Genomic DNA, 21,050 nt, shown 5'->3' with positions numbered 1-21,050 from the left:
CCTCCTTTCCCCCGTAGGGCGTATGCGGTATTAGCAGTCGTTTCCAACTGTTATCCCCCTCGACTGGGCAGATCCCTAGGCATTACTCACCCGTCCGCCGCTCGCCGCCTCAGGAGTAAACTCCCTTGCGCTGCCGCTCGACTTGCATGTGTTAGGCCTGCCGCCAGCGTTCAATCTGAGCCATGATCAAACTCTTCAATTAAAGTTTTGTTGCTTCTGTCTTGCGACTTCAGCGGCTCAATGAATTCTGATTTTTTGTTTCTCGCTAAAAGAAACAAACTGTACATATTACTATGAACACTCATTGTTACATTGATTTAAATTTTTGACTGCCAACCCGAAGGTTAAGCAGTTTCGATTAACTCAACACCTGTGAGTGTCCACACAGATTTCTTGTTTTATCTTGTTAAAGAGCAACTCAATATTCGTAAGAGAACTTGAGTACCACACTGAGCGCCGAACGCTTCCAGTTGGCTAGGGCTGCGTATTCTACGCATTTCCCGTTTCGCGTCAAGGAGTTTTTGCAAACTTTCTCAACACTCATCAATCAGTAAACTCATCGATGAACCGTCACATCAGCCTGCTTAACGCTGTCTGCCGTGTCAGTGGATGCGCATTATAGGCAGCAGAGAATTTTGTGCAACCCCTATTTTAAGGAAATTTGCAGTTAATTCCAATTACCTAATCTAGCCACAAGATACACACCACTTACCCCCAAAGTTATCCACAAAATAGCGCTTTATCTGTAATTTGGCCCAATTGATTACCAGCGTACAGTATCAAGACAAAGGGATCATGAGCATGAGTGCTATCAGATTTAAATGAGAATAACGGCTGCTCGAACCGGAATATCTCACCTCCACTTTTATATAGAGTCGTTAATGAGATAATTACAGGGAACAAAAGAAGAAGACACTCTGAGTGTATTTGGCGATGAAGATACTTTACCTATATATAGTAGTTGCCTCCCATCAACCCACCATAGAAAGTCGAAACAACGTAATCAGCAATATAAAGAAGGTCTCTTTGATACTTATTCGTTAGTAACTGGCGACATTAGATATCAGCATGTAGTAGCAGTAATAAGTAGTTCAGAGACCATTCAACTCTATTCACCTTAATCCATTACCGAGTTGAGTGGATTAGCTCGCACTCCATAGCAGTTGTCCGCAGTCTGTAAGATCATAGCCACCAAGTAGTGCCGCCATTTGCCTCGAGTGACCGCTCGCCAACATAGTAAAAAGTTGTTGAAGCTGACGACGGAAGTAAATGCTTTGCGGCATAACGAAATCGAAAGACTCTTTAATCAGTGGCACGAAACTTAAACCACTTTCCAAAGCCACAGATTGACAACCAAAACCAATATCGGCATCACCCCTAGCGATATAACCCGCCAACTCGCGTTCACTATAGGCAGTTAGCACGACATTAAGTTGATCTAAGCGAGCACCTTGCTTTAACAACCAATGCTCTAAGTGCTGTTGGCTACCTGCGCCCCCCTGACGACTCACCCAACGCCAAGGCAAGTTCACGACTTTATCTTCTTCTTGGCATCTGTGGTGCATATCGGCACGCATGATCAACCCTTGCTGACGGGAGTAACCATGCACCATGATCCATTGTTGATGGTTGTTATAACCTTTAAGTAAAGCTGGGTGGCGAATATTTCTATCCTCCATGCTACCCCAGTGTAAGGTGCACACATCGGCATAACCTTTAGCAAGCAACTCTAACCCTAAGCGTGAACCTGTTGCGCTGTAGCTTATCAACTCACGGCTACCAACTTGCGCCATCAAACGCGCCACCAGCATAGATAATAGTGGATCGTCACTACCAGTGATCAATAAACGGTCGGTCAGCATGCCACTGTGGCAAGAATCCATTACCCAACGGTCGATTAACACTTTCGGAAATAGCCATTTACCGGTGATTTTAGTGGCGGGGAGAATTCTGTCATTAGCCATGGCGTAGACTTTTTTCTCATTAAGATCTAAATACTCAGCCACTTGCTTCGCGCTCATGTAGACCAATTCACTGGCAGACGTCATCTTGTTTCCTTGTCTTATTCTTCGTTACTGCATGTAAGTCTTAGCATTACTGTCTTAACTAACTTGGGGCTAAGGAGCCGTATTGGCATCAAACTGCAGATTTTCACTACCGTGGTACACCAAAAAGTGACGGCCTTTAGCGCGGGCAATAATAGTAATACCCAACTGCTGCGCTAGTGCTAAGCCCATCTGAGTCACGCCACTGCGTGATAGCAAAATAGGGATCCCCATTTTGGCGACTTTAATCACCATTTCCGAAGTTAAGCGGCCAGTGGTATAAAATATCTTATTATCGCCGCGATCCTGAGTCAGCCACATATCCCCAGCCAAAGTATCTACGGCATTATGACGGCCAACATCCTCGACGAAAGCCATAATTTTATCGTCTTCGCACAAGCCACAACCGTGTACAGCACCCGCATTTTTATAGGTTTCATTATATTCGTTGATATTTTTCAATAAGCTATAAAGGGTGCTTTGCTTAAGACTTGGCGTTGGTAAATTGATGCCGTCTAAATCTTGCATAAAACTGCCATAAACCGTGCCTTGACCACAGCCTGATGTCACCGTTTTTTCGGAGAGTTTCTCATCCAGATCGGCGGTTTGTTCACGGGTAACCACGGCTGCAGAACTCACATCCCAATCGACAATAACCGAGTCCAATAGACTGACATCCGAAATAAAGCCTTGGTTCTTAAGATAACCTAACGCCAGTGACTCAGGTTTCGCCCCTAGGGTCATAAGTGTCACTATTGGTCGCCAGTTCAAATACACGGTAAGCGGACGTTCGCAGGCGACAAATTTATCCAACACTTCCCCGGCTTCATTCACTGCTTTTACAGCAATGGTTAGCGGTACTTCCACTTGAGTTCTCACAAAAGAACACTGATGCTGAGTTTTTTGAGAAGGATTGGCTGCCGCTATTTCGCTATCTGTGCTCATGTTGTTATCAGGAATAGTGATATTTTCAGAGATCATAATGTTACCGCTTAACGAGTCATAGCCAGAGCATAGCAATATTTATACCTAGACATAAAAATTGGGGTTAAATGCGTGATCTGCCGCAATGCTGATTTTTCATTAGCCCTTTTATGTCCCAAACAAAATCCTGTACTGGACAAAATGTCCAATTTATAGGGTGTTTTTGATGATCTAGCTCAAACTAATCCACTATGTTTACTGGCACCAATATTGCAGTGACCTTTTATCGCAATTTGTTGGTAAAACCGAACCGTTCACTCTACGGTTTGTCCATCAACACGGCTGAGACGGAGAGACAATGCAACATACAACTAGTGTTTGGCCTATGTACGTTTCACTCAAGAAAGTAGAGAAGCAAGTTGGCCGCTGGACCTCAGTACAATGGGAAATTGATCACCTACTTCCCGCCACCCATCAAGCCCCAGACGATGCAACCTTAGTGCTACTCGAACTGCACAAAGACGAACGCGCCAGCTATCGCCTCAATCTCGATTTAGATAACGCCATGCTGTATTTAGTATGTGATGAAACGGCCGATGGCACTTGGATACCGGCGGCATTATCGGCGGATCAGAATGTCGCGGCGGGTTGTCTTGAGGGCAATACCCCTGTCCTCAACTTATTGATGCCAAAAGCTATCGCTTGTTGGATTGAAGCCTTTATCACCCAATATGGTGAAGTCGAAATTGCCGCTCATCGCCGTAAACATGTCGATGGCCGTAATAATCAAGGCCCGAGTCACGATCCATTACGGAGGGACTAATGGCTGAATCCATACAAAAAACAGGCGGGCTACTGAGTCGCTGGAACCAACGGCGCGAACAAGTTGCAGCAGAGGAAGCGCGAGCTGACGGGGAAACCACACCTCTGGAGACCATCGTAGCCGAGCCCACTATGGCAGTTGAGCAGCTTCAACCCACAGAGTCAGCCTTTGAACCTAATACTGCAGAGCATGACGATCCTAATCGCATCCTCACTGCAGCGGATTTACCCAATCCCGACGAAATTGAAATAGGCGGCAGCTTTGCAAGTTTTATGGGCGCCAATGTTGACCCTGCGGCTAAATCTGCAGCGCTACGTGCACTGTGGAAACAACCGCATTTCAACGAGATAGATGGGCTTTTGGAATATGCACTCGATTACAGTAATCAACCGAAACTCAGTGCAGAAGTCTCTGCTGAATTGATGCAAAAAGTCTTCCGTTATATAGCCGAAGACAGCGAGACCTCGGATGAAGAATCAGCTGTTTTAGCCAAACAAACTGAAGAAAGCAATCCATCCGCGAGTCTTGATGTAAGCGAAACAACAACTCATGAGACTAATGAAGTCGAAATCGAATGGGCAGTTGAGCCGATAACGGACAATTTGGATGGGGAGACTGATGACCTACCCCAAAATGCACCAGAGCCCTTAGCTCAGGTACATACCCGAGTTGTTTAACGTCAGTTTAGCTAATTTTAATGTCCGTAACTTTGGTATGTGAATTGCTGTACTAAGATATAAAAAGCTTAGATAAAAGCAGAAAAGGCAATGACTTACTTATTACCAGCCGCCTAAATCTGCCCAGATACAGTAAAACAAGAAACAGCCAAAGTACTGTTCAGGAACGCAATGTGAGCACTTATTTGATGACCAATCAAACCCAAGAAGCGTTAAAACAAGCGCGACAACAGGTATTAACGCAAACTCAGATGTTGCAGAATCTGATCCCGCCAACCGTCAGCTATACCACCGAAGGCAATGTTCTTATTATTGGCCCAGAAGATCTGGCTCGCCTCGCCGCGGACAAATTGTCCACTATGGCCCATCGGGTAATTTTAGCCAACGAAGCCATTACCAGCCAAGATGAAGCGCACCTAGAACGTGTCATGGCAGCGGCAACTGATGTCGAAAGCTATTACAACAAACTCATTGGCGTAAAAGGCTTTTTAGGCCAATTTCAAGTCAGTGTTGAACATCAAGATGGTGCAGCCGAACTCAGTTTAGTGTCAATCCGTAAACCCCATTTCGATATCGTGCTCGATTTGAGCAGCGCAGCTTGTTTGAACTTAGAAATGCTGCCACCCGGCTATTTTTACGTGGGCCAAGACGCTGAAAAACTCGAAGATGCCCTTGCGCAAATTCCCGATCTCATAGGCCAATTTGATAAGCCGCGCTACGTCAAAATTAACCCAGATATCTGTGCCCACGACCGCAATGGCATCAATGGTTGTAATCGTTGCCTCAACTTCTGTCCAGCAGATGCGATCAGCAGTGTCGCAAAGAAAATTGAAATCGATCCATATCTTTGCCACGGCGCAGGCAGTTGTACCAGCGCTTGCCCAACGGGTGCTATCAGTTACGATTTACCTACGCCGCAAGCTTTGCATTCATACCTTAACAAAATCGTTAGTCGGTTCCGCGAGCAAGCACAAACCGCACCAGTGATCTTGTTCCACGATAATGCCGTCGGCGCCAACTTTATTAGCGACGATTTAGCAGGCGACATCATCCCCGTTGCCCTCGAAGAAATTACCGTTGCTAGCGTAGATCATTGGTTGTCAGTTCTCGCTTGGGGCGCGCGCCAAGTGCTGATCCTCAACACCGATGCAACAGCGCCAACCCTAACGCAAATGCTTAAAGGCGAACTGTCGTTAGCCAATAGCATTTTAGATGAAATGGGCCAGCCACAACGCATTAGCCTCATCGACCCGAGCATGCTTGCCGATTTAGATTCGATGCTCGATATCAGCTTAGATTGGCCCGTGATTGTGCCCGCCGCATTTGCCTCGACCACTAAACGCAATACGCTATTTGAAGCGATCGACCACCTCAATAGCCAAGCGGGTGAAATCGATACTTGCCTCAGCCTCAACAATATTCCCTTTGGCAAAGTCAGTGTGAATGTAGAAAAGTGCACTATGTGTATGTCCTGCGTGGCAATTTGTCCCACGATGGCATTACAAGATGGTGGCGACAAACCTGCACTACACTTCATCGAGCAAAACTGCGTGCAATGCGGTTTATGTGAGGCAGCGTGTCCTGAAAAAGTGATAAGCCTTACGCCACAAATTAACTTTGATAAAGCTGCCCGTCAGCAACAACACACCCTGAAAGAAGAAGCCCCCTTCGAATGTATTCGCTGCGGCTCTCCTTTTGCGACCCAATCTATGGTGCATCGGATGCTGGATATGGTCGGCGCGCACAGCGCATTTTCTGCCAATATTGAACGCTTGAAAATGTGTGGCGACTGCCGGGTAAAAGACATGTTTGAAGACATTCTTCAAGATCCTGAAAAGCAACTGCGATAAGAGATCCGCTATGACCGAATCAGTAAGACAAGTTTCAGAAAACGATCAGTTGAGAGCCGATATCTATCAACTGTTAGCCGCCCTATTGCGCCGTCAGCCAAGCCCTGAACTGCTACACTTTTTGGCCAATCTTGAAATTGATGCCAATGAAGACAACGAGATGACTAAAGCTTGGTTATCACTCCAACTCGCCGCACAGCAGTTCAACAGCGCACAACTAGAAGACGAGTATTTTGCCCTGTTCCTCGGTGTAGGTTGCGGTGAGATCCTGCCCTACGGCAGCTGGTTTATGACGGGCTCATTGATGGATAAACCACTGGCATTGCTACGCCAAGACTTAATGCAACTGGGGTTTGAACGCGAAGACAACGTCAAGGAACCCGAAGATCACGTTGCAGCACTGTGTGAAGTGATGGGTACCCTGATTTTAGAAGCGCCAAGTTATCGCCAATTGGCTTTTTACCAACGCCATATCGGCAGCTGGATTGGCCGTTTTTGCGACAATTTAGCCAAAGCGCCAAGTGCGGCGTTTTACGCCACGGTTGCACAGCTAGCAAAAGCTTTTTTTGCAATGGAAGCCAGTGCTTTTGAGCAATTAAGCTTAGATATTCCAGTCAATTGCCCAGGCAGCGCAGACTTACAGCCAGCCACCAGCGATTTAGCAAAACCAGTAGAGTTAATGAACTAAGACTAAACTGAGTGATAGCACGGCATGTGCGTGCTAAATGTAAATGTTAGAGATGAGTTCAAACTGCGAAGGTGGGATTAATGTTCGCCTTCGCAACAATAACGGAAGCTTAGGCTTCCACAATAACCGAGGTGGTAGCCGTTTGTACCACCTTATCCCGTAACACAAGGAGACACTATGAAGAAGCCAGCTTCCGACATGGGCCGTCGTCAATTGCTTAAAGCATTGGCACTCGGCAGTGCGGCAGGCGCAGTGGTCACTGTGAGTAGTCAAGCGTTAGCTTCGACAAAAACGGCAGCAACCACAGAGCCTAAAAGTGAGAACTACCGCGAAACCGACCATATTCGTAGCTATTATGCGTCGCTTTAAAACTAAAATAGAGGAGAGTGTGTGATGCGATTAACCCGCAAAACAGACCAGGTTGTCGAAGCTAAAGCGCCAGCACTGGGTCTCAATCGTCGTCAGTTCTTAAAATCGGCAAGTCTTGCCACAGGAGGGATCGCTGCGGCGTCCATGCTGGGCACAGGCATGATGCGTAAAGCACAGGCCCAAGAAGATATTGGCCATAATGTTCCCACCGAAGTCAAACGTACCATCTGTTCTCACTGTGCCGTAGGTTGTGGTGTGTATGCAGAAGTACAAAATGGTGTATGGACGGGTCAAGAACCCGCATTCGATCACCCGTTCAACGCTGGCGGTCACTGCGCGAAAGGTGCTGCACTGCGTGAACATGGTCATGGCGAAAAACGCCTGAAATACCCCATGAAGTTAGAAGGCGGAAAATGGAAAAAGATCTCTTGGGATCAAGCGATTAATGAAGTCGGCGATAAAATGGCTTCAATTCGTCAAGAGTCAGGCCCAGATTCGGTCTACTTTATGGGTAGCGCTAAGTTCTCTAACGAACAAGCTTATTTATATCGCAAATTCGCGGCACTGTGGGGCACGAACAACGTCGACCATTCTGCACGTATTTGTCACTCTACCACGGTAGCCGGTGTTGCTAACACTTGGGGCTACGGTGCGCAAACCAACTCAATCAACGATATTCGCAACTCTAAGTGCATCATGTTTATTGGGGCAAACCCCAGTGAAGCGCATCCTGTTGCCATGCAGCATATTTTGATTGGTAAAGAACGCGGTGCCAAAATCATCGTTGTTGATCCACGTTTCACCCGTACTGCAGCGAAATCTGACGAGTACGTACATATCCGTCCGGGCACAGACATCCCCTTCATTTATGGCCTGTTATGGCACATATTTGAAAACGGCTGGGAAGATAAAGAGTTTATCAAACACCGTGTCTATGGCATGGATCGTATCCGCGAGGAAGTGAAGAAGTATACCCCTGAAGAAGTTGAGTTAGTTGCGGGTGTACCAAAGGCGCAGATGTACCGCGTCGCCAAAATGATGGCTGAAACCAAACCCGGAACCATTATTTGGTGTATGGGTGGTACTCAGCACCACGTGGGTAACTCTAACACTCGCTCCTACTGTCTTTTACAGTTAGCACTGGGCAACATGGGTGTACCTGGCGGCGGCACTAACATTTTCCGCGGCCATGATAACGTGCAAGGCGCAACCGACTTTGGTTTGTTATTTGATAACTTACCGGGTTACTACGGTTTAACGACTGGCGCTTGGGCCCATTGGAATAATGTGTGGGATCTCGACCCTAATTGGGTAGCGAGCCGTTTCGATCAAGGCGAATATCTAGGACAAAAACCGCAAACCTCTGCGGGTATTCCTTGTTCGCGCTGGCACGATGGCGTGTTAGAAGATAAAACCAAGATAGCGCAAAAAGACAATATTCGTCTGGCGTTCTTCTGGGGACAATCGGTCAACACTGAAACCCGTGGCCGTGAAGTGCGTGAAGCCTTAAACAAAATGGACACCGTCGTCGTTGTCGATCCATTCCCAACCATGGCGGGTGTTATGCACCAACGTCAAGATGGGGTTTATTTACTTCCTGCGGCAACCCAGTTTGAAACCTACGGTTCAATCTCTGCGACTAACCGCTCAGTACAATGGCGTTCTAAGGTCATAGAGCCCCTGTTCGAATCCCTGCCTGATCATGTGATCATGTACAAACTCGCCAAAAAAGTGGGTATAGATAAAGAGCTATTCAAGCATATTAAAGTCAATGGTGAAGAGCCTTTGATTGAAGATATCACCCGCGAATTTAACACAGGTATGTGGACTATCGGTTATACCGGACAAAGCCCAGAGCGTTTAAAAATGCACCAAGAAAACTGGGGTACTTTTGATGCTGACAGCCTAGAAGCCCCCGGCGGTCCTGCCAAAGGCGAAACCTACGGCTTACCTTGGCCATGTTGGGGCACACCAGAGATGAAACATCCTGGTACCCAGATTCTGTATAACGAAGCCAAACATGTGAAAGACGGTGGCGGTAACTTCCGTGCTCGCTATGGTGTGGAACATGAAGGCAATAATATTCTTGCCGAAGGTACTTACTCTAAAGGCAGTGAGATCCAAGATGGCTATCCTGAATTTACCGCCGATATGCTTAAGCAATTAGGTTGGTGGGATGACCTTACCGAAAACGAGAAAAAACACGCCGAAGGCAAAAACTGGAAAACTGACATTTCCGGCGGTATCCAACGTGTTGCTATCAAGCACGGCTGTATCCCTTACGGTAACGCTAAAGCTCGTTGTATTGTATGGACATTCCCAGACGATATTCCACGCCACCGCGAACCACTTTACACGCCTCGTCGTGACTTAGTCGCTAAATACCCCACCTACGAAGATCGTATGGTTGCACGTTTACCGACACTGTATAAGTCAATTCAAGACAAGGATTTTGCTAAAGACTTCCCATTGGCACTCACATCAGGCCGCCTAGTGGAATATGAAGGTGGTGGTGAAGAATCCCGCTCTAACCCTTGGTTAGCTGAACTACAACAAGAAATGTTCATCGAAATGAACCCTGCTGATGCAGCGGATCGCGGTATTCGCGACGGTGACAATGTTTTTGTTCATGGTCCAGAAGGCGCCAAAATCACGGTTAAGGCTATGGTGACACCGCGCGTTATTGCCGGTGAATGTTTTATGCCATACCACTTTGCTGGGGTGTTTGAAGGCGAAAGCCTAGCGAAAAACTATCCTGAAGGTACTGTGCCTTACGTGATAGGCGAATCTGCAAACACCATTTTAACTTATGGCTACGACGTTGTGACTCAGATGCAAGAAACTAAGTCCAGCCTATGCCAAATCAGCAAAGCCTAACCTACTTGATGAGGAGATAAGCCATTATGGCAGTCATGAAATTTCTGTGTGACACCAAGCGCTGCATCGAGTGTAACGGTTGCGTCACTGCATGTAAGAACGAAAACGACTCCGCTCTCGAGTGGGGAATTCAACGTCGCCGCGTGGTGACGATCAACGATGGTCTACCTGGCGAAGCCTCAATTTCAGTAGCTTGTATGCACTGTACTGACGCTCCCTGCATGGCCGTATGTCCGGCAGATTGTTTCTACCGTACCGAAGACGGCATAGTGCTACACAACAAAGATACTTGTATCGGTTGTGGTTATTGCTTCTATGCTTGTCCATTTGGTGCACCGCAATTCCCGAAAAAGACTGCCTTTGGTAGTCGTGGCAAGATGGACAAGTGTACTTTCTGTGCCGGTGGCCCAGAAGAAACCTTCTCCGAAGCCGAGCGTAAAAAATACGGCGCCAACCGTATTGCTGAGGGCAAGTTACCTATGTGTGCTGAGCTTTGTTCTACTAAAGCGCTGCTCGCAGGTGATGCGGAAGTGGTATCAAACATTTACCGTCAACGTATGGCCTCTCGAGGCAATCCTAACGTGATTTGGGGTTACAACCCCAAGACAGGTGAGATTAACTAAGCAGAGCGAGGGTTAGGGAGAAATCCCTAACCTCTGGCAAGGAGTGAAAATGTTAAACAAACAGTTAAACAAATCACTGCGCAGTCTGTTTGCTCTGTTGGTGCTCGTCATGGGATTGGGATTAGGTTCAGTCATGAGCTCAAACCCAGTACACGCAAGTGATCAGCAATCGAGTCAACAACAGGCGAAAGCGCAAACCAGCGATGCCGATCTTTGGCGAGCGGTAAAAGCAGGCGATGCCGGCTATACCACTGCCAAAGGGATAGATACTGGGGTGTTGATTAACGTTGCCGGTAACCAAGGTAAAGAACTGAGAAATGAATACTTAACCCCCGTCATGGCGCTAGCCGTGGTAGGTGTGTTTGGTGCTTTCTTATTGTTTTATCTGGTGAATGGTCCATCAAAACTGAGTCATGGCTTTTCAGGCAAGATGGTTTCGCGCTGGTCCAAGGCGGATCTGTGGATCCATTGGATCATGGCGAGCAGCTGTCTGGCACTGATGTTTACCGGTCTAACCATAATGTTAGGTAAGCATGTCATACAGCCAATGTTAGGCCCCGACCTTTGGGCGCCATTGATCTATGGCAGCAAAACAATCCACGATTGGGCAGGTCCCATTTTTATCGCGGCTTGGGCTGTATGTGTGGTGAAATGGATGCCGTTACAAACCTTCAAGATGTATGATTTGAAATGGTTTTTAGTGGTAGGTGGTTATATCAACTTTGGCCCGTTCAAAGGTAAGCACCCTGACAGTGGTTTCGCTAACGCCGGTGAAAAAATGTGGTTCTGGACCCTGATGTTGTTTGGTTTATTCATCAGCGTATCTGGCATCATGTTGGTATTGCCAGGCTTGGATTTACCCCGCGAAGCCTCTATGGGCGCGCTGCTGATCCACTCTATCAGCGCCATTATCTTGATTGCCTTTACTATAGTGCATATTTGGATGGCGACCGTATTGAGCGAAGGCGGTATGGAGTGTATGAAGTCAGGCTATTGTGATGAAAACTGGGCAATCCAGCACCATAATCTCTGGTATGACGAAATCAAAGCCAACGGCAGCTTAAAGTATAAAGACTAAGTTAAACTGCAGCTTTTACATCCTCAAAACACCCCGCATCGCGGGGTGTTTTTTATTCGCACTGATACCCCTCGCATTAATTCAACAATACAAAAAATTAACAACTGAAACAGCGAGATACAAAAATCCGCCAACGCCCTCTTCCCTAGTAGTTCACTAAACTATGAGCGAGTTAACGCTTTAAGAGAACGGCCGCCGATTTCAGGGCTGCAAACTGTCCTAGATCAATTCCTACTCAACCCTTTCCTACTATATTGCCGTCACGCGCGATGATTGATGGTAAACAAGATGATTTCATTATCTTTTCCGCCGCTAATCTTCACTTTTTGATAACAAGATAAACCCCACAAAAAGCCGTGCGAGCTCAAAAACTAAACCCTAATTTCAGGAGTCAGCATGAAGCAGCAACCCAGCGATTTATCTCGCCGATCTTTGCTCAAAGCGCTCACCGTCGGCAGCGTAGCGGGTGCCGCCATTGCCGCAACCGGCATGAGCGTGGCACAGGCCAGCGAGAGCAGCAAGGTAACCACTAAAGATTCAAAGGGTTACCACGAAACTGCGCATATCAGCAGCTATTACGATAGCTTGCGCAGCTAATCTAGGAGAAGTCAGCGATGAAGTTAACTCGCAAGTCCAATGTTGCCACAGTGGCAGACAAACCGGCGTTAGGCATCAGCCGTCGTCAATTTATGAAGCACGCAGGTATCGCCACAGGTGGTATTGCTGCAGCATCTCTGATGGGCACAGGCATGATGCGTCGTGTCGAAGCCAAAGAAGTGCCGCATGATGCGCCAATCGAAATCAAACGTACTATTTGTAGTGCCTGCGCCGTCGGTTGTGGCCTGTATGCCGAAGTACAAAATGGTGTGTGGACGGGCCAAGAACCCGCATTTGACCACCCATTCAACGCTGGCGGTCACTGCGCGAAAGGTGCTGCACTGCGTGAGCATGGTCATGGTGAAAAACGCCTGAAATATCCAATGAAGTTGGTTGATGGCAAGTGGAAAAAAATCTCTTGGGAAGATGCTATTAACGAAGTGGGCGACCAAATGCTCAACATTCGTAAAGAATCTGGCCCAGACTCAGTGTACTTCATGGGTAGCGCTAAGTTTTCTAACGAAGGTTGTTACATGTACCGCAAGTTGGCGGCGATGTGGGGCACAAACAACGTCGACCATTCAGCTCGTATTTGTCACTCTACCACGGTAGCCGGTGTTGCTAACACTTGGGGCTACGGTGCGCAAACGAACTCTTTCAACGATATCCAGAATGCTCATGCCATCTTCCTGATCGGGGCAAACCCAGCAGAAGCGCATCCCGTTTCGATGCAACATATTCTGATCGCTAAAGAAAGAAACAACGCCAAAATCATCGTCGTTGACCCACGTTTCTCTCGCACTGCAGCGCATTCAGACTTGCATTGTGCAATTCGCCCAGGCACTGACATTCCTTTTATTTACGGTATGTTATGGCACATTTTTGAAAATGGTTGGGAAGATAAAACCTTTATCAAGCACCGCGTTTTCGAGATGGAAAGTATCCGTGCTGAAGTGAAGAAGTTCCCACCTAAAGAAGTCGAAAACATCACTGGCGTGAGCGAAGCCGAGGTTTATCAAGCGGCTAAATTAATGGCTGATAACCGTCCTGGCACTGTGATTTGGTGTATGGGTGGAACTCAACACCACGTTGGTAATGCCAACACTCGCGCTTATTGTATTCTGCAATTAGCACTGGGCAACATGGGCGTTTCAGGTGGCGGCACTAACATTTTCCGTGGCCACGATAACGTACAAGGCGCAACTGACTTAGGTTTATTATTTGATAACTTACCCGGTTACTACGGTTTGACCTCAGCAGCATGGAGTCACTGGACCCATGTTTGGGATCTGGACATGGCATGGGTGAAAGGTCGTTTCGATCAAACAGCCTACCTTGGCAAAGATCCAATGACGACACCGGGTATCCCTTGTTCTCGTTGGCACGATGGTGTGTTAGAAGATAAGAGCAAATTAGCGCAGAAAGATAATATCCGTATGGCGTTTTTCTGGGGACAATCGGTCAACACTGAAACCCGTCAGCGTGAAGTGCGTGATGCCTTAGACAAGATGGACACAGTCGTCGTTGTCGACCCATTCCCAACGATGGCGGGTGTTATGCACCGTCGTAAGAATGGCGTATATCTGCTACCTGCGGCAACTCAGTTTGAGACTCACGGTTCAGTATCTAACTCTGGCCGTTCTATCCAGTGGCGTGAGCAAGTCATCGAGCCACTGTTCGAGTCTAAAACCGACATCGAAATCATGTACCGTTTAGCCCAAAAACTGGGTATTGCCGAGCAGTACACTAAACGCATCGCGATTGAAAATGGTTTACCTGTGATTGAAGAAATCACCCGTGAAATCAACCGCGGTATGTGGACTATCGGTATGACAGGTCAAAGCCCTGAGCGTATCAAGTTACACACCCAAAACTGGGGCACTTTCAGCAACAAGACGTTGGAAGCCGCAGGCGGCCCAGCTAAAGGCGAAACCTACGGTTTACCTTGGCCATGTTGGGGAACGCCAGAGGCTAAACACCCTGGCACTCAAATCCTCTATAACCAAGCCAAACACGTTAAAGACGGCGGTGGTAACTTCCGCGCCCGTTACGGTGTTGAATATAAAGGTCAAAGCATTTTAGCCGATGGCACTTATTCTAAAGGCGCTGAAATTCAAGACGGTTACCCTGAATTTACTGCCGATATGCTCAAACAATTGGGTTGGTGGGATGATCTGACGGCGGAAGAAAAAGCGGAAGCCGAAGGTAAAAACTGGAAAACAGATTTGTCAGGCGGCATAGTGCGCGTGGCGATCAAGCACGGTTGTATCCCCTTTGGTAATGCTAAAGCTCGTTGTATTGTTTGGACTTTCCCTGACCAAGTCCCTGTGCACCGTGAACCGTTATACACAGCACGTCGTGACTTAGTGGCGAAATACCCAACCTATGACGACATGCAAGTACACCGTCTCCCTACGCTGTATAAGTCTATCCAAGACAAAGACATGAGCGGCAAGTACCCGCTGGTACTGACATCGGGTCGTCTGGTTGAATACGAAGGTGGTGGTGAAGAATCTCGCTCCAACCCTTGGCTGGCTGAACTTCAACAGGAAATGTTCGTTGAGATAAGCCCTGCCGACGCTGCCGATCGCGGTATTCGTAACGGTGAAGACGTCTGGTTAGAAGGCGCCGAAGGTGGCCGTATTAAGGTACAAGCCATGGTTACCCCAAGGGTAAAACCCGGCGTTACCTTTATGCCATACCACTTTGCGGGTGTGATGCACGGAGAAAGTTTAGCGCCTAATTATCCAGAGGGAACAGTGCCTTACGTTATTGGTGAATCTTGTAACACTGCGCTGACCTATGGTTATGACCCTGTGACACAAATGCAGGAAACCAAGGCATCACTCTGTCAGATTGTTAAAGCGTAAGTGCAGCTTAAGCTAGGAGAATTGCCATTATGGCTACAATGAAATTTTTGTGTGATACCAAGCGCTGCATCGAATGTAACGGTTGTGTCACTGCCTGTAAAAACGAAAACGACTCCGCTCTCGAGTGGGGTATCCAACGCCGCCGCGTAGTGACGATCAACGATGGTCAACGTGGTGAAGCCTCAATCTCTGTCGCCTGTATGCATTGCTCAGATGCACCTTGTATGGCGGTTTGCCCAGCAAACTGCTTCTACAGAACCGACGACGGCATAGTGCTACACGACAAAGATGCCTGTATTGGTTGCGGTTACTGCCTGTACGCCTGTCCATTTGGCGCACCTCAGTTCCCGAAAAAAGGTGCCTTTGGTAGCCGCGGTAAGATGGATAAATGTACCTTCTGTGCCGGTGGCCCAGAAGAAAACCACTCAGATGCAGAACGCCAAAAATACGGTTCAAACCGTATTGCCGAAGGCAAACTGCCTATGTGTGCAGAACTGTGCGCGACTAAAGCCCTGTTAGCGGGTGATGCCGAAGTGGTTTCAAGCATCTTCCGTGAGCGTGTGGCTTATCGTGGTGCTAAAAACGCGGCTTGGAATTAATTCAGGTCAACAGGATCTGTCCACAGACTTAGCTTAGCGCCTATCTAGGTAGGCGCGACTAAGTGAGAGAGGATGTATGATGAACAAATGGTTCAAACACATAGGTTTAGCCATAGCACTGTTATTTAGTGCTGTGTGTATAGCCAATGGTGGTGATGAACTGGCGAATCAAGTTCAACAGTCTGATGCCCAAATTTGGGCGCAACTGAAGGATGGTGCCACGGGATACACTACCTCCCAAAGTGAGTTTCATGCTCAGCCGATCAATACCTATGATTTACGGGTATTAGCGCTGCGTAGCGACTGGTTAGCGCCCGCCTTAATGGCAGCACTATTCGGTATGATCATTATCTTTGTCCTATTTATCAAGGTGAATGGCATCTCCAAGCTGCACCATGGTTTTTCAGGCAAGTTAGTGCATCGCTGGTCTAAGTTTGATGTTTCAATCCACTGGTTAGGCGCGATTCCATGCTTACTGTTGATTTTAACAGGCTTAACCTTGCTGGCTGGTCGCTTCTTCTTCCAACCTTGGTTGGGCGAAGGCATCTGGGAAGCAATCGTCTATGGCGCGAAGCAAATCCATGACGTGATGGCGATTCCCTTCATGATAGGTTGGGTATTGATGACCACCCTATGGGCGAAAAACCAACTGCCAAAAATGTACGACGTAAAGTGGTTTATGGTAGTAGGCGGTTACATTAACTTTGGTCCGTTCAAAGGTAAGCACCCAGATGCGGGTTTTGCTAACGCGGGCGAGAAAATGTGGTTCTGGGCATTTGCCCTGTTTGGATTAGTCATTTCAGCCTCGGGCATGTTATTACTCTTCCCTAACCTGTTCGAGCCAAGCCGTACATTAAGCTTAATCGCCCTGGTACTGCATTCAGTGAGCGCTATCGTGATCTGTGCTTTCTCTATCGTACACATCTTCATGGCAACTGTGATGTCAGAAGGTGGTATGGAATGTATGGTGTCAGGCTACTGTGATGAAAACTGGGCCAGCCAACATCACAACCTATGGTTTGATGAAATCAAAGCCAACGGCACGCTTAAATATAAAGAATAAGACTGGAATCTAGTTGTAGGTATTCAAAAAATACTTAGCCACTAGCAAACGTAGGGCCCCCGTCAATCACTACTGGCGGGGGCTTTTATTTCAGCATTAGTCATCGGCTTTAAGTATATGTCTGAATTACATTTTGAATCATTTGTAGCATTTGAGTACGAGATCACAAAGACCAATTTAAATGCTAAATCACTGTAAAAAAATTGCATGTATCATAGTTATTTAATAATAAAAACAATCATCTAGATAAAAATTGAATTTAAACAACACAACATTTCGTAACTTAGCAACCAACCAGATGCAACTCCAATAAAACAATTCAATTAAAAACAGTATCTTAGTAGACATTTCCATAAAATACTCTCTTGCTGGCTAGCTCACGCACACGCTAAAATTACCTATAGCGTAATTAAATTACGCATTGCTGCTTTTTATCCTAGAAGGTCACCATGTTTAAAAATGCCAAAACCAGTACATTGACGGCATTACCATCAGTGTTTACAAGTATCTTACTGATCATCATAGGTATTTCGTGCTATCGCAGTTTTAACGAACTCGGTGAGACCAGTAAAAGCCTAGTCGACAACACTCAGCTCGCAGAAACTTTCACTACAGTACGAGAATCCTTTTTTGAGCTGCGCTTAGCCACCTTAGTCCACAACGGTAAAGCTATCGCAGATCAACAACATAATGTCGCACAACTCGTCTCTCAACTGACCAAATTTAATACCGACTTCATGGGCGCTGATGCTCAAGCTATTCACACACTTTTGCCACAAACAGAACATTATGTTCGTCTCTACCAAGAAGAACTGGCACTCGCTAAACAAACTGGAGCAGTACCTGAGCTAACCGCTGAGCGTGCTGCGCTCGGGCCTAAGGTCAGTAATCAAATCAACCAATTAGTCACGCTGATCACTCAGCGAAATCATGAGTTAGGCAAACAAGCTGAAGATAAAGTCACCTCAACAGAAAGCATCCTACTGGGATTGATCTTGTTCGCGATTGTAGCGTCACTCTTCAGCGCCCTCATTATGAGTAAACAACTCGTCCACATAATCAATGAGATAAAACGGGTAATGGAACGTCTTGCCCATGGCGACCTAACTCATAAAACAAATATTAAAGGACAAAATGAGCTCTGCTCACTCGCAGAAGATCTCGACAGCGTGATAGGTAATCTACGTGAAATTATGTCTGAAATAGCCCAAGCCTCGGATCATATGTCCGACCAAATAGGGCAATTGAATGTACAGTCGAATGCCAATAATCATGCACTGCAAATCCACGCCGTTGAAACCGACTAAGTCGTGACAGCCATGACTGAAATGAGCGCCACGGCCCATAATGTCGCGGGTGATGCTGCATCCGCAGCCCAGTTTACTCAACAAGCAAATGCGCAAGCGGATAAATCAAAGCAAGCCGTCGAACAAGCTGCCAACACTGTGATAGCCTTAGTCGCTAAAGTCGATGTCGCTGCTGATGCGATTAATGATATGAACGAAAATACCCGTCATATCGCCGCGATTTTGAATGTAATAGGTGAAATTGCCGATCAAACCAATCTGCTAGCGCTTAATGCAGCCATCGAAGCCGCCCGTGCAGGTGAACAAGGTAGAGGCTTTGCTGTTGTCGCCGATGAAGTTCGCTCACTGGCCGCACGCACTCAAGCAAGTACCGCAGAAATCAACCAGATGCTGGAACAACTTTATCTTGGTGCCAATGCCGCCGTAACCGCAATGGTGCAAACTAAACACAGTTGCCAGCAAGCCGCCGATACCACCAATCTGGTGACGGAAAACCTTGATACCCTGACCACTTATGTGTTCGATATTAATGGGCTCAGTAATCAAATCGCCACCGCAGCAGAAGAGCAAAGTGCTGTGACCGAAGAGATAAACCGTAATCTGACCACCATTCGTGAAATGGTCGATGAACTGAATCAAAGCGGTAAAGCCACCCTCAATAGCGCAACCTCTTTGGCCGCGACGAAGGAACAACTCGTCGTTGTGGTCTCGCATTTTAAGCTTTAGGTTTAGGCTCCCTGAAAAAAGCTTTTAAATCTGCGGCCTAATAACAAAAATTATTGGGCTGTCAGATTTTTAGATGAGATATAAAGCGAGTCACACACCTGCAATATAAATCGCAGCCAAGAAAACTAACCTATTATTAATGCTGTATTTTTAGAAAAATTATTTATCAAAAAATGATTAAATTGATTCAGTGCCAACAGTACTAAAGCAATAATAAGAGCGTGAAGCCTATAGTTCAGGAATGAAGATGCGTATTGCCCATCTCCCACTCCCACAATATTAAATGCCACTAAAAAACTTCGGACTCAGCTAATCAACGATTAGCTATCGTCGGCTTCCATGTAACGCCAACACACGGCAGTGCTACCGCTGCAATTCATCCACCGATCCATAACACAGTGGTAAACCGCAAGGCTTGCTTGTAGCATAACAAGCCTCTACGTTAAACAACTTCACTAGCACTACCACTTACAAGTACCCGCTTAACGACAAGGATGTTATGAAGATATTCACTATTGCGACTCTCCTATTACTGTTGACAGTAAGCTTTGCAGCAACTGCAGAAAAGTCCGCGCTGGAACAGCTATTTGAGCAACAACAATACGACGCTTTCTTGCAACAAGCACAGCAGCAAGCAGCAGAGAACAATGCTGAGGCGTTATTCTTACTGGGTAAAGCCTACCATCTCGGCCGTGGCGTCACGCAAGACAATGCCACCGCCAGCCAATACTATGAACAAGCCAGAGCCTTAGGTTCGGCCCGTGCCAGCCATAATCTAGGCAGCATGGCGCTGGATAATGATCGAAAAACACAGGCCATCCCCTTGTTAGAAGAAGCGCTGGCGCGGGGTCTTAAACTACCGACCTTATATAACCTAGGACGAGCACACAGTCCGGCAGATCCCAGCTCAAGGTTCTATCTAGCGAAAGCAATCACTGCGGCGCAGCAAGCGGGGAGTTACTTTGGGCAAGCCTTTGAACTCCAGCCCGATAACCTCTATCTGGATAATGCCTCACGCGAGTATCTGCGCGCTTACTTAATGGCGATGCAAAGTGTCGGCAGCGAAAGAGAAAGCCTCAACATCTCGCAGTTACGCCAGCAAGCCATAAAGTGGCTAGAATTGGGTATGGCAGCAGATGACGGTACGGCGTGGACAAACTACGGCGCCCTACTGTTGAATGAAAATGACTACAGCGGCGCGAAAGCCGCATTTTTACAAGGTGCTAAGCGTCAAGTTGCCATCGCTAACTATCATTTAGGCAGTATGGAAGAGCGCGGTTTGGGCGCAGAAGCCGATAAAGTGAAAGCACTGGCATACTACGAGAAAGCGGCGTTAGCCGGCATGGAACAAGCTAAAACGCCCGCATATAATCTGCTTAATGCACAACTGGAATACGAAAATGATCTCACGAAATTGGAACAGGGCATTGCCCGCTTTAATGCACTAAAACAGCAAGATCAGTATGTTCCCATCTCACTGGACTCAGTTATTCATCGCCTGGCGTGGGGTAAGTTTCTGGCACAGCAGCGACAACAGATTATTTCGCTGCCAACAGCGGCCAAAACCCAATTAAGCTTGCAGGCCTGTGGTTTAGGCTACAACCAACTGCATGGCAGCACATACAATATTGGAGAAAACTCTCACTGGCGTATGGCGGCGTATCTAACCTTAGCTGACAAAATCGCCTTACCACTAGAAGGCAGAGTCGATGAACATGGCTGCGCCAGTTTAACGATTACCATGACAGATCAGCTGTATCACTTGTTACAACAAGGTGCCGTATTCGGATTACGCTTTCCCAACTACACACTGCCACTGGCATTAAGCCGGCAAGAAAATATCTTGCAGCTAACACTCATGCCCGTCGAGACCCCATTACCGGTTAATTAGTCACAGCAATTTAAGCCTGTGGCCGCGCTTGCTCAGGTTACAG

The 21,050-nt window shown here is 47.1% G+C and carries 17 protein-coding genes and 1 rRNA gene; 15 read left to right on the top strand and 3 right to left on the bottom strand.

The features are described 5' to 3' along the window. The 3 genes from L5M51_RS14970 to L5M51_RS14960 all read right to left on the bottom strand — a co-directional run. A 16S ribosomal RNA gene (locus tag L5M51_RS14970) occupies positions 1-202 on the bottom strand; the annotation flags it as partial. A gap of 940 nt (positions 203-1,142) precedes the next feature. Further along, positions 1,143-2,048, bottom strand: a complete 906-nt coding sequence (locus L5M51_RS14965) for a helix-turn-helix transcriptional regulator (protein WP_006083558.1) — start codon at positions 2,046-2,048, stop codon at positions 1,143-1,145. 69 nt (positions 2,049-2,117) lie between these two features. Next, entirely contained in the window at positions 2,118-2,990 is an 873-nt protein-coding gene (locus L5M51_RS14960; protein WP_113940335.1) for a formate dehydrogenase accessory sulfurtransferase FdhD, read from the bottom strand. Between the two features lie 337 nt (positions 2,991-3,327). Between L5M51_RS14960 and L5M51_RS14955 the strand changes: the two genes are divergently transcribed. The 15 genes from L5M51_RS14955 (at position 3,328) to L5M51_RS14885 (ending at position 21,007) form a co-directional block, all read left to right on the top strand. Continuing rightward, on the top strand, positions 3,328-3,792 hold the full coding sequence (locus L5M51_RS14955; RefSeq protein ID WP_105250549.1) for a DUF3305 domain-containing protein: 465 nt from the start codon (positions 3,328-3,330) through the stop codon (positions 3,790-3,792). Next, positions 3,792-4,469 (top strand): DUF3306 domain-containing protein, encoded by a 678-nt coding sequence (locus L5M51_RS14950; RefSeq protein ID WP_263173534.1) that lies wholly within the window; start codon positions 3,792-3,794, stop codon positions 4,467-4,469. The genes L5M51_RS14955 and L5M51_RS14950 overlap by 1 nt, the downstream gene beginning before the upstream one ends. A gap of 188 nt (positions 4,470-4,657) precedes the next feature. Beyond that, on the top strand, positions 4,658-6,319 hold the full coding sequence (locus L5M51_RS14945) for a 4Fe-4S binding protein (RefSeq protein ID WP_212601645.1): 1,662 nt from the start codon (positions 4,658-4,660) through the stop codon (positions 6,317-6,319). Between the two features lie 10 nt (positions 6,320-6,329). Continuing rightward, a complete protein-coding gene (locus L5M51_RS14940; protein ID WP_113940321.1) occupies positions 6,330-7,007 on the top strand; it encodes a molecular chaperone in 678 nt (225 codons plus the stop codon). A gap of 177 nt (positions 7,008-7,184) precedes the next feature. Next, entirely contained in the window at positions 7,185-7,376 is a 192-nt protein-coding gene (locus L5M51_RS14935; RefSeq protein WP_113940320.1) for a twin-arginine translocation signal domain-containing protein, read from the top strand. A 24-nt stretch (positions 7,377-7,400) separates the two neighbouring features. Further along, positions 7,401-10,253 (top strand): formate dehydrogenase subunit alpha, encoded by a 2,853-nt coding sequence (locus L5M51_RS14930; protein ID WP_113940319.1) that lies wholly within the window; start codon positions 7,401-7,403, stop codon positions 10,251-10,253. A 26-nt stretch (positions 10,254-10,279) separates the two neighbouring features. After that, positions 10,280-10,876 (top strand): formate dehydrogenase FDH3 subunit beta, encoded by a 597-nt coding sequence (gene fdh3B, locus L5M51_RS14925; protein ID WP_006083566.1) that lies wholly within the window; start codon positions 10,280-10,282, stop codon positions 10,874-10,876. 49 nt (positions 10,877-10,925) lie between these two features. After that, positions 10,926-11,954, top strand: coding sequence for a formate dehydrogenase subunit gamma (locus L5M51_RS14920; RefSeq protein WP_113940318.1), 1,029 nt, complete (start codon positions 10,926-10,928; stop codon positions 11,952-11,954). 396 nt (positions 11,955-12,350) lie between these two features. After that, complete coding sequence (locus L5M51_RS14915) at positions 12,351-12,551, top strand: twin-arginine translocation signal domain-containing protein (protein ID WP_113940317.1); 201 nt, start codon at positions 12,351-12,353, stop codon at positions 12,549-12,551. Positions 12,552-12,568: 17 nt separating this feature from the next. Continuing rightward, the gene (locus L5M51_RS14910; RefSeq protein WP_131525790.1) at positions 12,569-15,421 is read left to right on the top strand and encodes a molybdopterin-dependent oxidoreductase; all 2,853 of its coding nucleotides are present in this window, start codon (positions 12,569-12,571) and stop codon (positions 15,419-15,421) included. 29 nt (positions 15,422-15,450) lie between these two features. Further along, entirely contained in the window at positions 15,451-16,020 is a 570-nt protein-coding gene (fdh3B, locus tag L5M51_RS14905; RefSeq protein WP_105250558.1) for a formate dehydrogenase FDH3 subunit beta, read from the top strand. Positions 16,021-16,099: 79 nt separating this feature from the next. Next, the gene (locus tag L5M51_RS14900; RefSeq protein ID WP_263173538.1) at positions 16,100-17,083 is read left to right on the top strand and encodes a formate dehydrogenase subunit gamma; all 984 of its coding nucleotides are present in this window, start codon (positions 16,100-16,102) and stop codon (positions 17,081-17,083) included. 449 nt (positions 17,084-17,532) lie between these two features. Next, positions 17,533-18,390, top strand: coding sequence for a HAMP domain-containing protein (locus L5M51_RS14895; RefSeq protein WP_263173532.1), 858 nt, complete (start codon positions 17,533-17,535; stop codon positions 18,388-18,390). Positions 18,391-18,402: 12 nt separating this feature from the next. Beyond that, complete coding sequence (locus L5M51_RS14890; protein ID WP_263173530.1) at positions 18,403-19,116, top strand: methyl-accepting chemotaxis protein; 714 nt, start codon at positions 18,403-18,405, stop codon at positions 19,114-19,116. A gap of 499 nt (positions 19,117-19,615) precedes the next feature. Continuing rightward, a complete protein-coding gene (locus L5M51_RS14885; protein ID WP_263173527.1) occupies positions 19,616-21,007 on the top strand; it encodes a tetratricopeptide repeat protein in 1,392 nt (463 codons plus the stop codon). Positions 21,008-21,050: the final 43 nt, after the last annotated feature.

The sequence above is a fragment of the Shewanella sp. SM73 genome (assembly GCF_025653795.1).
Taxonomy (GTDB): Bacteria; Pseudomonadota; Gammaproteobacteria; order Enterobacterales; family Shewanellaceae; genus Shewanella; species Shewanella oncorhynchi.
Note: the sequence above shows the minus strand (reverse complement) of the source record. Positions and strands in the feature narration are given on the sequence as shown.